This is a genomic window from Vibrio gallaecicus (assembly GCF_024347495.1).
Classification (GTDB): Bacteria; Pseudomonadota; Gammaproteobacteria; order Enterobacterales; family Vibrionaceae; genus Vibrio; species Vibrio gallaecicus.
The window spans coordinates 713,426-725,775 of record NZ_AP025491.1; the positions used below are offsets into that span (position 1 = coordinate 713,426).

A 12,350-nucleotide genomic window follows, 5' to 3' on the forward strand; every position below is an offset into this window, starting at 1 on the left:
GGCTCTAAATAGAGCCTTATTCTACTAGCAATCACATCTCTCGGTTATGAGTGTCGTTTGGTCCAATAACACAAGCCCATTTGAAATTTTGATTCATCTCCGGTGTTGAGAAATTCATCTTAACAACACCAGTATCTTTATTAAGCTTGGCAAACCCAACATAATCTTTTATAAAAATGCTTTGCTTTAAGTCTTGTACATTAGTGCTATGGTTTCCATCATATGTAGATACCACCCAGCCACCAATTTCGATTGAGTAAAAGAAACCTTCTTTAACCCGAAGCCAACCATCTCTGATATCACCCCTTCCAAAATCACTCATCTTAGGGCTGATGGATGTCAATTCACAAAATAAACGTTTTTTAATGTCATAATTTACCGTATCACTAGCGTAAGCGTTAATAGCAAGTGGTACTAAAAGTAATAGTTTTTTCATAGGATTTCTTTTCAATTGGAATTTTTATCTTAATCGACGTAGTAGGCTAATTTGTGTGGTGAACAGTAACGTCAACTTTTTTGTCCTGGAGCTTACAATAAGAGATATACCAAATGCCGCCTGACTGTATACAAGCAACTTGGAGTTGATTATCTAGAGAAGCTTTTTCATTTTTTCTAATTGATTTTAACTTGTAAGCATCTTTTCTTGCCGTAACGCATTCAGATGATGACGTGCTTTCCCCTCGGGATTTTAGCTCTTTAGCCACCACATTCAATGTAGCTGAGCGATATGCTTTAGCAGTTGTAGCAGATTCATAACATAAACTATATGTATCCATTAGCTTTGCGTCTTGTTCTGAGATTGTCGAACAACCAGTTAAAAAAAGAGCACCTAATAGACCACTACTTAGTATTATCTTTTTCATTACACATAACTTATTTAATTAAATGATATCAGTCGCATACTCTATATGAATGATTTGATTTTATAAATGAACAAAATGTGAAAAATGGTGAGCTATGTCATTGTTTATAAAATAGTTATCGGATTTGTTATTTAATTTGCAACACAAGTAGCACTATGACCAAATAATAAAAATGTCATTAATGCGCATTATCTCTCGTTATGTTGAATAGAGTTGCATACGGTCTAAATATACAATCCTTTGACTATCAAAGGATTAACGATGAAGTACCGAGAAATGAGTAAGAATTACATTTTTCGTAAATTGGAATGCCAATTAACAAAGAAAGAAACCGCAGATTTGTGTTTCAAAAACGTGAAGACGATCACTCGATGGGATCAAGGGCAGGTTATTCCACCTGAATGTAAACGCCTAATGAGAATGACCAAAGGTCGAGAATTGGGTGTAAGTGAGGAGTGGAAGCAATTCAAAGTGCATTATGACAAGCTAGAATTACCAACCGGACAATTGGTTTCAGCTCAGCAGATACTTGTCGGAATGGCTTTACTGGAGATTCAATCAGAATTAGAAATTCATACTTCTACTTATCTCCTAAGATTAGCTCGTTCAATCGCTGAACTTAAAAAGATATGAAAAAGGCCCATAAAGGGCCTTATTGTTATTCTATTATTGGCTTGAATAATTTTAGCCAAGCATTCAGAGTCTTTGATCTTCTACGTGCTGTATTTGCATTTAGAGTGGGGACGCAATCTTGAAGGAAATCAAAGCCACTTCCATCAGGAATATCTGACAGAGTCTTTCCAGATGCCCAGCTTATCCATGTCCAACCACAATCACTACTCTGGAACCTCATAGCAGCAGATTTTAATCTTTGATTATCATCTAATTTTCCAAACTGCATACCAGCCGAAGTAGCCTGATTAGATCTATCTAAATAACCTAACATACGAGCAGCATGAAGGTAATAAGCAACTTGCCTTGGTGTAATACCTAAAGTGAATTCATTAACTTCTTGATATTCTGACTTAGCTATCACTACATCAAATACACGTTTAAGATCATCAGCTTGCGGGACTCTTAAACTAGATAAATATGTTAGCTCACTAGTCTTCAGTTCAGTTAATATTCGCTCAGCAGCCGATTTGGATAACTGGTGTGGGGAACTCCCATCTATAAGTGGAGTTAACTTAAAATCATATGAAGAATCAACAACTAATGACAAAAATTCTTTAACTACATCAACATCAATTTTCATTTCTATTAATGTTGAATGTATATCTTCTGAACGAGTTAAAATACCAAAGAAATCATCAATAACAGGTGACACCTTTTCATAGTGATTTGACTCTAGCCGAACGATGAAAGAACCAGGTCGAGCATCAACTGGTACTAATCTGTCAGATATATTAATTGTTCTTACAAACTCATCATATAAAGAAGACCATCCATCAAGAATCTTTGAAATTGAATCTAACTTAACTATGCCACGTCGACCAGACTTTGAGATATGAATCTCATGATTAGTAACAGCAGGAACGGTTTCTTCGACTGAAGTGAATTCACATTCAATTCTATAATCTATTGGAGGTAGCTCCTCTTCCGTCAATTCTTCTGCTGTTAAGAGTGCTAATTCTTCTTGCTCACCATCAAAAGAGGTGTAAATCTTAAAAATAGAGTTTTCTTCCGGATATAAGAATGCATCACGAAGTGAACGAGTGGCACTTTCAAGCTTTTCAAGGCGACCATAAGACATTGGGACATATAACCAAGTGTCACCTTCTTCAAGCTCATCTATCCAATAAATTAAGTAATAGAGTCCTAACGCATTGACTGCGCTAAAAAGTTTAGGACCATCATACTCTTCGTAGATTTTATGGAACTCAAGTGTTCCTAACCTGCTGTTTTGTGCTAATGGATACATTTCATTATTCTTCTATACACTCAAATCGTTCGTGTGGAAGAGCTTCTTTTTTAAACCAAACTGTAATGTGACAAGGACCACCAGTCTTTTTCATCATTCCATCATCACTAGACAAATGACCTGCAGATAAGGTTTTGTTCCTTAATGGTTTAAATAGCTTCTTTTTCTTTAACGCTTCTTCTTGTCTTGTAAAAAGTGAAGCCCCATAAAGCATTTCTCTATCGCTAGGCTTTTTAGCTGCTCTTTTAGGGTTCTCTTCAATTGTAGATCTAAAGTCGACTTTTTGAGGAGGATTATTGTCTACCAACCGATAAGCCTCACCATTTGCATCGATTGCATTTTCCGGAGGCATGTCTTCAGGGTAAAAATCAGGATAATCGCACATATTTAATTGAACTTGTCACATAAAACATTGTTGCATAGTAAAGAGCATTTACTTATTTATCAATGGGCTGACTCGTGAATGTGTGATGGACATCGATTCGCTAGAGATATCACTTCCCCAAAAGCAACGTTGATTAGACAACGCAGAAACGCCAACAGCACCTGATCCCATGAAAGGATCACAAACTAACTCTCCTTCAGTACTGCTTTGCTTTATGAGTATGTCCATTAATTCTACAGGCTTTTCTGTCGGATAGCCTCTATGTATCCTGGGTACTTGCAATATATCAGGAGTGCTTAGGTCATTTAACTTTCTTTTACCTTTTTCAAAGAATAGAATAAATTCGTAGCGGGCGCGATAATGGTAACCCATACCAATCTTCATTTTGTCCCATACGATCGGTTTCCAAAATTTGAAACCAATTGATTCCGCTATTGGTTTAACGATAAACGCAGTTTCTTGATCACAAAAAAGATAGAAGTGGGAATTTTTCTTTAGAACTCTATATATTTCAATAAATAGTTCTTCGAACCTATCATTAGGAAAAATCTCGAACCATTGGTTGCTTGATGCTTTGCTGTTTTTAAGCCTCGTTGTCGTTCCGACTTTACGGTGCTTCTCTAATGATTCATATGGTGGATCAGTAATAAGTAAATCAATTGATGAGTCATCAATTGTTTTTAGCCATTCAACTGCATCTAGCTCATATAAACTACACTGTAATTTTTTAGTACTATTATTCAACAACTTAAACTTACCCATACTGATAATGTCACATCATTCAAAAAACGATGCATTCTATACGAAATTGATTGCAAAATCAGGTTTAAATTTTGATAGATAAATGTCATCAAATAGATATTTCCAATGATGCTTAACACTGTTTCTGAGTTGTATAGGATTTCCCAGAAATTTAGTAGGTTATAAGCAATCAATTTTATTTCTAAGTTTTTTATATATTGTTGCAGCGTCATAACCCCATGATGCTTTAAAGCGTATCAACTTGTGCTGCCCATCAAGAGCTTCATTTACATACTTATCTCGCTTCTTTCGGTCAGCTCGCTCATGTGAACGATCATCTAGCTCAATCACACATATAATTTTCGTGGTGCTGTCAGTCACAACAAAATCCATGCGCTTTGCCCACGTTCTTGAGTTGTTTTTCCATTCCACAGGCTGAATTAGAGCCATTAATGATGTTTGGCAATGAATCATGTAGTCATCAGGGAGCGCTTTGCGAAGGGCAATATAGAAATTACGTTCATTCTTTGAAGTAAGATACTCTGAACGTTTATGCTCAACTTTGTCGGATGATTTATCTACTTTAGCAGGAGTGATAGGTTGCTTGTTCCCATCCGCATAAGGCGGAGAAGCATCTACTGAATGTAGAGAAGGGCGTCGTCTTATTGGTTCAACTTTAGGCTCGACTCTAGCCTTATTTACCCACGGCTCTTTTTCGGGCGAATCTTCTTTCAATTTATAGACAACATAACCAATTGCTAGTAACCCAATCAATAACAAAAACACAGTGACCTCCTTGATATAATCAACAAGGAGCATACTTTGTTTGTTTCTCAGATTATAAAGCTTTTGTTCTATAGTGTTATCAAAAGCAAGTAATGCGCTTTGGACTAATCGAAATGATCTAACGCACTACGTTTATTTACTCATTTTGATCCTACAAGCAAGCTTATAGCGACCAAAATCGAGTTGATTATAGAATTGTTGTCTTAATAACGACCTTTAATTCTTTCTTAACCTGATTCGTACCCTCTGAGCGAAAGATAGCGCCGAGCCACGGTATATCCATGAGCAGTGGAACACCCGAAACAGACTTTCTTTCCTCACTAGAGATTAAGCCACCTAGAGCAATGGTTTGCTGGTCTTGAACTTTAACTACTGTGCTTAATGTTCGCTTATTGGTGATGATGTCAGCCGCTATGACAGAATTAGTAACTGAGCTAGATTCTTGGTTTATAACCAGTACTACATGGTCGCCCATAACATGGGGTGTAACTTCTAGTGAGACACCTACATCTTTACGTTCTATCTGTTGAATTGTGTTACCGCCATCTGTCACTTCACTTGATGTTAGGAAAGGGACGTTTTGACCAACGGTGATATAGCCGCGTTCTCTATCCATGATGAGCATGTTAGGGCGTGATAGTAGTTCAGTATTTTCACTTGATTGGACAGCTTTAACCAAAGCAGAAAAATCACCATTATCGAAAAACAGTAAGTTATCGACAGCCTTATCTATTGCTATGGGCTGAGTAATAAACCCCGCATTATCAAAAGCGACCTCTAAATTTACGCCAACGTCCTTACTATCACCAAGTTCAGTTTCAGTAATAATAGCCTCAATAAATACCTGCTTCTGGGGTTTGTCTATACCTTGAATAATTGCGTCTATCTTGTGAAGTTGTTCCTCTGAGCCAGTGACGATAATGGCATTGGTTGTCGGTAAGATTTGCACATCATAATTATCAAGCGTCTGCTCTTTTATCGTGTGGGTTTGCGTTGCTTTCAGCATGGAGTTCATAAGGCTAACGATTGATGAATTACGAACATGGTGAAGTCTGTAAAGCTTGACCAGTGGAGGCTCGATAGCGACAACGCTGTCTTTATCTATCGAGACGGTATAAACACCACTAGAATGCGAAAGTGCGTAGCCATGAGAGCGAAGAACAGAATCAAAGAAAGAAGCGTATTCAGAGGGTTGAAGTTCAGGGGCGGTAAAGCTGACTTTTCCAGTGACGCCTTGACCAAGCACAACAGTTTGCCCCGTATAGCTGGCAAACCAAGAAACAAACTCAGCGATTGGTGTATCACGCGATTCAAATACAGGTGATATTGGGGCGGAAGCATGAGTTAGCGATGTAAAGCAAAGTAAGAATATTAAAATATATCGAGACATTAGCAAAAGACCTTATGTGATAGCTGTCCATTGCTTACTCTTATCGTGCAGCTGGATAGCACAGTGACATTAAAACCCATATCTCGAAGTTCATAACTTGTTAGCCTATGACCACTTTTATCGAGCGTAAAAGCAGGGAGTTGATTGGGTGGATTCCATGCACTGACTACTCGATAACCATCAAGTAAATCAGCGATAGATTGTGTATTGTGTTCAACTTGTGTGACTTCTGATTTTACTGGCTCTGGCATGTAATAGAGGGAGATTGCAAATGTGAACAACGCGCCAGCCGTAAATGAAAAGATGCGTGAATATTTACGACCATAGATTTTAGTCAGTCTCATAATATTCCTAAAGGTGTAAGGGACGGTATAACGTCCATGCGTATAGTAAGGAGGCAAAACAGAATAAGTACGGTGTGGATAGTTAGAGGCAAACATCTGCTTAGTGTTATATGACTTATATAAATCTGTTCCCCACAAATACCATTTATCGACAGTTGGGGAGTTGCCATTGTCACCATATTTCACGATGCCTATGTGAAGTTTAGGCATGGGGATTTTTAAGAGTCCAAGTGAAGCAATAGAAACTAATGTTGATAAGAATGGCACTTTCATTCTGTCCAAGCGGCGACAAAAAACGGTGTGCTCAGCCAAAGTTAGACGAGCCTGTTTATCTACGACGGCAATATCTTGAACAATAAACATGACTGACCAACCAAGTTTTCTTATGTGTAAAAGAAGATCAAGTAAGGGCTGTCTGCCTTTATCATTCCAAGTCCGAGAATTGAACCAAGTTCCACACTCATCAAGCACTATCAAACCATCTTTTGAGGTATCAAAGCTCTTGTTGGCTGAGCCGATAGCGGCAAAATCTTGAGCCGTTGGTTTATCTGGCAAGCGGTACAATCTTGTTTGTTTCTTATTGCGCCCGAGCATAAACCGCAAATCAATATCAAGGTTAGTGGCGACTGGAAGCCCTTTCTCAAGATGCTCGCGAATCTTACCTACAGCCGTGAGTGTCTTACCAGAACCCAATTTACCAGTGATGAAATCAACGCGAGCCATTAGCTTGATACCTTAGAAACAACATAGAATTGCCATTCCCAAACCCAACGAACTAGGCGAGAGGCAAAGATGGCACTTAGGCAAGGTACTGCATTATTAGGAATGAAAAACGCGAACCCTTGACGAAGTTCGGGCGGTGCTAAATAGCTTAGACCGACCGCAGTGGATTGAATGACCAGTGCTATCGCTAGAGCCAAACCTATGACCAAAGTTATAATGGTTAGGTTTAAAGCAACTTGCTTAGTAAGCCTTAGAGCAAAAAAACCAAATATCTGAGCACCAAGACCACCAAGAAAAGCAGCGAGCGCAGGGAGGCGCATTGCTGAGCCAATGGTCGAAATGATAGGTAGTAAAGCAATCATAGAGCGTTATCCTTTATTGACGGTATAAGCCCGAGGGGTGATACCAGTGAATAAAATGTCTACTAAGGTATTGAGTGTTAAGAAGTAGATAACAAAAGAAAATATGGTCTTGAACTTGACGCTAAAATCACAAGGAATAACGAAAGAGCCACCGAACGGGCTAGGGATAGCAAGAGGTGTGCAGTCGTCATACTCAGGTAAAACATTCAAAACCATATTTATCTGTTCTTCGATAACCAGCTGTACATCGTCAGTCATAGGAGTTGTTACAGCATTTTGAGCTTCAACTAAAATCGTGCTGTGACCAGAAGATATAGAACCATCTACAGACTCACTAAGTTGTGAAAAAACGTCGGTGACATAACCTGAAGTCGTACCGTGAGGGTTTTCACATTGGTTATTTTCAGCAGTCGGAATACAAGGCTCTGGAATTTTGTCAGCTAGCCTATCAATAGCACCTTCAAGGGTCGTAGTTTGACCTTCAATTGAGCCTTTCAATGATGAAGTTTGTCCACTGATGGCGTTAACAATGTTATTGCCGTTATTGTTAATCGCTCCAGTTTGCTGCAATGCGAGATCTTTATTAGCCTCATATATCGCATAGTCTTGGTTCATTTGATCAACAAGAGAACCACCAATAGCAAGAGCATTAGAATTAAGAGTAGCCAGCTGGTTATTGGTATCTGCAAAACCATCATTCATATCTTTATTTAAAGCATTAGCGGCTTCATTTGAATCACGATTAAGATTTTGTATTGCGGTCAAAACCGCTGTATCAGTGCTATCTGTTGGCTCAACTGGGTCAGGTTCAGGCTTTTCAAAAGATGGTGGAGTAGGGTTTATTGGGTCTGGATTGTCAGGATTAAAACGACCACTTGGTGGTGATACTGGTTCTGTAGGGTCTAAACCATCCAAACATTGCGGCCAGTTAGGCAGACCAAGAGCGCAATCATTTGGTTGGGTGCATCGAGTTTCCAAAATGTCTAAAAAGTCTGAACACTCAAATGTAAAAATTCCATTTTCAGCCGCGCAAGATTGTTCAGCTTCAAAAATAGCATCAGTGGTAGATTGTCTATCGCAAAGAGGCACATCGACACATTCAAAAGTGTCTGGGTCTAGCTCTAATGGAGGCTCGCACGTTTCACAATCACCAGTAATAGGGTTCAATAAATCAGGTAATTTACATTCAGGTGGTGGATAATCACAAAAACCCTCTTCATTCACTTCTTGACCCGGAGGGCAGCTAGCTAATCTTTTTATGCTATACATCCGAGTATTGTCCCCGTTATAAGTTTGCCTACAATAAATAGAACTTAAATCATACTGGTCAGTACAGTTATATGCTTTCCACCAATGATAAGGACACTCCAAACCCGTTAGAAAAGAAGATGAATAAACAACATCCATATCAAGTGGACAATTAATATCACCGTTGATTTTTTTTGTTACTTGAAAAAAACCGTCAGAAAGAGCACTAAAAGAAACACCCATCATTAGCAAAAGGAGAAAGATATTTTTCTTAATGTTCATAAGGGATAACCATGTTGAAGTGAAGAGGGAATTGGATGCCTTGACCATCCAAACGCTGAGTGATTAAGTTGCTTTGTTCGCACCTTTTTTCACTAGCTTGATTCCAATGAAGCCAACTAAAAGAGCAGTTGCAATCGGCCAGACCCCAGTCAGCAAATCAGTGACAAAAAGTGCAATAGCATCAAGAGCTGCTTGAGCGTCAGCTGGTAGAGCAGCACTTGCAGAGCCTGCGACCATTAGAGCGATTGAACCAACAGCAACACGTTTAGGTGTTGCAAATTTTCTTAAAGATTTAAAGTATTTCATGGTTATTCCTTAGCCATTAAGTAGAGATTTCGGCTGCTTGTTTTAAAGCAAGGATTTGCTTTCCAACTGAGAAGCCGATACAGATTACAGTGCCAAATGCACCGACAATAAACTCAATATCTTGAATATTCATCGCTGACCACCCCAGATTATTGATAGTAAAAGGCATATGAAAAGAGCACTGATAAATATCAGAAGCCAAAGAGAATCGAATTGCTCAGCACTCATAATTCAAACCGCCTTATTTAGCTAGTACTGGTAAATCGAATAGGTGGAAGCCGTTTAAAGCAACGTGCTTACCATCTTCATTACCAAAACTAAATTCTTTGTATTCCACGTTGAATTGCATTCGGTTACCAACGCATGATTTTAAAATGTCCCCAGCTTTACCACCGGCCCAAAGTTCTTGGCTAATTTTTACTTCGATGGTGTTCGTTGGGTTAGTTGTGATTAGCTTTAATTTACCGACCGTAATAGATTCACCCGTGCCACGAGCTGCCTTTGTTTCTTGAATGATATCGGTAGCGTCTAAAATCAAACCTTCGAGTTTCATAATGTATTTCCTTTCTTGACGTAAAATTTTTAAAGATAAAAGCGGGAGTTATTGACACAAGTCCAAGGGCGAAATTAATGGTATGTATCCGGCGGGGCTGCGCCCACCGAACACACCCCATTAAAATCGCCAAAGAGCATCATGGCTTCAAGCTCCTCGACATATTCCATATGAGCTTCATATTCTTGAAAGCGTTTGTCTGCCATGCGTTCATATTCCTGTTCAGCTTCAAGAGCATCAAAGAAGTCAGTCACACCGCGCATGATGGTTTGTTGTGATGCCAAGAACTTCTCTTTGTTCTCTACTTTCCAATTGCGGAAACGGGTACAAAGGTAGACCTCTTTGAACAACAAGCCAGAAACACGGGCAGGGGCTTTATCACCAAAACGGGTATATTCCTGGCCATCATGTCCTGTTTCTTCTAACAACAATTTTTGAACAGCTTCAGGCGCACCATATTGGAGTCGAACCTTTTGAGATTGACGCTTGACCATCACGCCACCCATAGCAAAGCAAAAGTCTTTCCAGTCGCCAACATCGGCAGCCTTTCGAATTTTTTCGAGCATGTAATGCTCTGTTTCATCTAAATCTGATAACAAAGCGTCATCCTCTTTGAATTCTTCTCTAAGGCGTCTAAATTCACGCCAGACCGAAACCGAAGGCCCACCAATAAATTGAAATTGACGAATCTGATTTACACGCGCCCAAGTGACAACACGCTCAGCGGCTTCAATGCCATTCAGACTTGAGCCTTTATCTTTGGCGATGTGCTGACCATCAATATTTTTCGAAAGATATTTAGCGACATAACCAACGGCAGAGCCTTTTGATAGGTCGATGTTTTCAGCCTTGAAACGGTATTTATTTGCGCCTTTTTCATTAGAGCAATCAACCATACAAATGCTATTAAATTTTTTGGTTACACGGTCACGGTCTTTTGATTCCATGAACAGTAAAAAGTGGTGATGTGGTGTGCCGTCTTGGTGTGGCTCAGCGATTCTCATTCCATAAACTTTGATGTCATTCTTAGAAAGCCAGCGTCCTAATTTTTGCCAGTTCTCTAATAAATATTCATGAGTCTGCTTAGCTGTAGGCTTGCCAGCTTCCAACCACTTAGGATTAACCGAGCCTTTAGAATTAGCATGAAAGCGGCTAGGGGATGTGACCGTATAGAAAACGGAAGAGTGATTTTGTTCAGCAGCTATTTCTTCAAAGCCACGCAAACGAACAAACATTTCACCGCGTCTAATCTCAGGGTTAGAAACTGACTTAGCCGCTAAATCCGCAATCGTGAACCAGTTATTAGTATCATTACTGTCATAAGCTACGGTTTGCTCTAATGCTTCTGCATTGGAGGCTCTACGCTCACGAGTACGGTTAACCGAAAAATCAGAGCAGTAAACCTGCTTATGACGCTGGACTAATGCTAAGTCTCTCGCCACCTGTTCCACATGGTAAGCGCACTTTCTACGAAGTTGACGACGTAAAAATATTTCATCACTCACACGTTCAACCAGAGATAAAAGCTCACCCTTTAAGCACTTATCTATGATTAATTCGTCCGAAAATTCCAAACCAATTGAATCAAGCAATTCACAAGCTTTCATAAATAGAAACTGTGGAGATTCAATATCAATAAGCTCTTTGGTGAATTTACGTGACTTTGAAAAAGCCAGCTCTTTGATTTCATCGTCAGACATAGCCGCGCTATAACCGTATTGATTCAAACGCTTATTAGCATCTTCAATTTGGTGTAAAGCTTCTGTGTAGTTCTTATCATCACAAACCGAAAGAAATGATCGCGTCATGTGACGGCTAAAGTCACCATGACGGAAACAAGCGCGAAAAACATCATCACGCCAGTTTGTAAGTATGTTTAGTTTTGATTGGCGGTAACGCTCAGGAAGATTAAACGATTCAATGTATTCACCGAACGCAGATAAGCGAGGCTTTGTTACGTGCTTAACTGTAGAAACAAAACGCTTATTGGGAACTGGCAAACGAGGTGCAGAGAAATGGCGTGCTGGTTCAACTTGAGGTGAATACAAATGATCCATGATTAACGCTCCAACCCAAAGAACGTACAAAATTGCTCAAGCTCTTGGTCGTTATCAAACGTAAAAGTGAATGCGTCACTAGAATTAGTTTCGGAGCTGGCAAACGAAACAGTATGAAAACGTTCTTCGCCAATCATTCGATGACCAAATTTAAGATCGCTAGCTAAGAATTCAAAATAGATTTCTAATGGTGAATTGTGGAGAGACACAGACGCGTGCGTAAAATATGGAGAGTAAGAAAAACAAACGTGTTCAGATTTAAGAACAGAGCCATATTCGACAGGTTCAACTTGAAACATAACAACCACCTTGACTTGATTATTCTGAATTGGGTTTTGACCGACTAAGCCGAGCCAACAGCGTCAAGGGCAAACAGCCCAAACTTAGCC

At 39.4% G+C, this 12,350-nt stretch carries 15 protein-coding genes; 1 reads left to right on the forward strand and 14 read right to left on the reverse strand.

Features of this window, described 5'->3' with window-relative positions:
• Positions 1–31 precede the first annotated feature (31 nt).
• Both OCU78_RS17590 and OCU78_RS17595 read right to left on the reverse strand, forming a co-directional pair.
• The gene (locus OCU78_RS17590; RefSeq protein WP_137374257.1) at positions 32–436 is read right to left on the reverse strand and encodes a hypothetical protein; all 405 of its coding nucleotides are present in this window, start codon (positions 434–436) and stop codon (positions 32–34) included.
• Between the two features lie 46 nt (positions 437–482).
• Positions 483–863 carry a hypothetical protein gene (locus OCU78_RS17595; RefSeq protein WP_137374256.1) on the reverse strand — a complete coding sequence of 127 codons (381 nt, stop codon included), beginning with the start codon at positions 861–863 and terminating at the stop codon, positions 483–485.
• 261 nt (positions 864–1,124) lie between these two features.
• Between OCU78_RS17595 and OCU78_RS17600 the strand changes: the two genes are divergently transcribed.
• On the forward strand, positions 1,125–1,496 hold the full coding sequence (locus tag OCU78_RS17600) for a regulator (RefSeq protein ID WP_137374255.1): 372 nt from the start codon (positions 1,125–1,127) through the stop codon (positions 1,494–1,496).
• Positions 1,497–1,521: 25 nt separating this feature from the next.
• On the opposite strand, the gene OCU78_RS17605 is transcribed toward OCU78_RS17600, so the two are convergent.
• The 12 genes from OCU78_RS17605 to OCU78_RS17660 all read right to left on the reverse strand — a co-directional run bounded on the left by OCU78_RS17605 (position 1,522) and on the right by OCU78_RS17660 (position 12,260).
• The gene (locus OCU78_RS17605) at positions 1,522–2,784 is read right to left on the reverse strand and encodes a DUF6575 domain-containing protein (protein WP_137374254.1); all 1,263 of its coding nucleotides are present in this window, start codon (positions 2,782–2,784) and stop codon (positions 1,522–1,524) included.
• 4 nt (positions 2,785–2,788) lie between these two features.
• Complete coding sequence (locus tag OCU78_RS17610; protein WP_137374253.1) at positions 2,789–3,169, reverse strand: hypothetical protein; 381 nt, start codon at positions 3,167–3,169, stop codon at positions 2,789–2,791.
• A gap of 48 nt (positions 3,170–3,217) precedes the next feature.
• Complete coding sequence (locus OCU78_RS17615) at positions 3,218–3,931, reverse strand: DNA-methyltransferase (RefSeq protein ID WP_137374252.1); 714 nt, start codon at positions 3,929–3,931, stop codon at positions 3,218–3,220.
• A gap of 159 nt (positions 3,932–4,090) precedes the next feature.
• Complete coding sequence (locus OCU78_RS17620; RefSeq protein ID WP_240701761.1) at positions 4,091–4,696, reverse strand: DUF2726 domain-containing protein; 606 nt, start codon at positions 4,694–4,696, stop codon at positions 4,091–4,093.
• A gap of 187 nt (positions 4,697–4,883) precedes the next feature.
• Complete coding sequence (locus OCU78_RS17625; RefSeq protein WP_137374250.1) at positions 4,884–6,086, reverse strand: secretin N-terminal domain-containing protein; 1,203 nt, start codon at positions 6,084–6,086, stop codon at positions 4,884–4,886.
• The gene (locus OCU78_RS17630; protein WP_137374249.1) at positions 6,086–7,153 is read right to left on the reverse strand and encodes a zonular occludens toxin domain-containing protein; all 1,068 of its coding nucleotides are present in this window, start codon (positions 7,151–7,153) and stop codon (positions 6,086–6,088) included. Before OCU78_RS17630 ends, OCU78_RS17625 begins: the two co-directional genes overlap by 1 nt.
• Positions 7,153–7,515, reverse strand: coding sequence for a DUF5455 family protein (locus OCU78_RS17635; RefSeq protein WP_137374248.1), 363 nt, complete (start codon positions 7,513–7,515; stop codon positions 7,153–7,155). The genes OCU78_RS17630 and OCU78_RS17635 overlap by 1 nt, the downstream gene beginning before the upstream one ends.
• A 6-nt stretch (positions 7,516–7,521) precedes the next feature.
• Positions 7,522–9,045 carry a hypothetical protein gene (locus OCU78_RS17640; protein ID WP_137374247.1) on the reverse strand — a complete coding sequence of 508 codons (1,524 nt, stop codon included), beginning with the start codon at positions 9,043–9,045 and terminating at the stop codon, positions 7,522–7,524.
• A gap of 63 nt (positions 9,046–9,108) precedes the next feature.
• The gene (locus OCU78_RS17645; RefSeq protein WP_137374246.1) at positions 9,109–9,351 is read right to left on the reverse strand and encodes a major coat protein; all 243 of its coding nucleotides are present in this window, start codon (positions 9,349–9,351) and stop codon (positions 9,109–9,111) included.
• Between the two features lie 241 nt (positions 9,352–9,592).
• A complete protein-coding gene (locus OCU78_RS17650) occupies positions 9,593–9,904 on the reverse strand; it encodes a chemotaxis protein (protein ID WP_137374245.1) in 312 nt (103 codons plus the stop codon).
• A 74-nt stretch (positions 9,905–9,978) separates the two neighbouring features.
• Positions 9,979–11,961 carry a replication endonuclease gene (locus tag OCU78_RS17655; RefSeq protein ID WP_137374244.1) on the reverse strand — a complete coding sequence of 661 codons (1,983 nt, stop codon included), beginning with the start codon at positions 11,959–11,961 and terminating at the stop codon, positions 9,979–9,981.
• Between the two features lie 2 nt (positions 11,962–11,963).
• Positions 11,964–12,260 (reverse strand): hypothetical protein, encoded by a 297-nt coding sequence (locus OCU78_RS17660; RefSeq protein ID WP_137374243.1) that lies wholly within the window; start codon positions 12,258–12,260, stop codon positions 11,964–11,966.
• Between the last annotated feature and the right edge of the window lie 90 nt (positions 12,261–12,350).

Bases quoted from the DNA above. Each gene is read 5' to 3' on its own strand.
- OCU78_RS17605 (WP_137374254.1), bottom strand. From the start codon at position 2,784: ATGTATCCATTAGCACAAAACAGCAGGTTAGGAACACTTGAGTTCCAT.
- OCU78_RS17650 (WP_137374245.1), bottom strand. From the start codon at position 9,904: ATGAAACTCGAAGGTTTGATTTTAGACGCTACCGATATCATTCAAGAA.
- OCU78_RS17630 (WP_137374249.1), bottom strand. From the start codon at position 7,153: ATGGCTCGCGTTGATTTCATCACTGGTAAATTGGGTTCTGGTAAGACA.
- OCU78_RS17615 (WP_137374252.1), bottom strand. From the start codon at position 3,931: ATGGGTAAGTTTAAGTTGTTGAATAATAGTACTAAAAAATTACAGTGT.
- OCU78_RS17655 (WP_137374244.1), bottom strand. From the start codon at position 11,961: ATGGATCATTTGTATTCACCTCAAGTTGAACCAGCACGCCATTTCTCT.
- OCU78_RS17590 (WP_137374257.1), bottom strand. From the start codon at position 436: ATGAAAAAACTATTACTTTTAGTACCACTTGCTATTAACGCTTACGCT.
- OCU78_RS17600 (WP_137374255.1), top strand. From the start codon at position 1,125: ATGAAGTACCGAGAAATGAGTAAGAATTACATTTTTCGTAAATTGGAA.
- OCU78_RS17645 (WP_137374246.1), bottom strand. From the start codon at position 9,351: ATGAAATACTTTAAATCTTTAAGAAAATTTGCAACACCTAAACGTGTT.
- OCU78_RS17635 (WP_137374248.1), bottom strand. From the start codon at position 7,515: ATGATTGCTTTACTACCTATCATTTCGACCATTGGCTCAGCAATGCGC.
- OCU78_RS17640 (WP_137374247.1), bottom strand. From the start codon at position 9,045: ATGAACATTAAGAAAAATATCTTTCTCCTTTTGCTAATGATGGGTGTT.
- OCU78_RS17625 (WP_137374250.1), bottom strand. From the start codon at position 6,086: ATGTCTCGATATATTTTAATATTCTTACTTTGCTTTACATCGCTAACT.
- OCU78_RS17595 (WP_137374256.1), bottom strand. From the start codon at position 863: ATGAAAAAGATAATACTAAGTAGTGGTCTATTAGGTGCTCTTTTTTTA.
- OCU78_RS17610 (WP_137374253.1), bottom strand. From the start codon at position 3,169: ATGTGCGATTATCCTGATTTTTACCCTGAAGACATGCCTCCGGAAAAT.
- OCU78_RS17660 (WP_137374243.1), bottom strand. From the start codon at position 12,260: ATGTTTCAAGTTGAACCTGTCGAATATGGCTCTGTTCTTAAATCTGAA.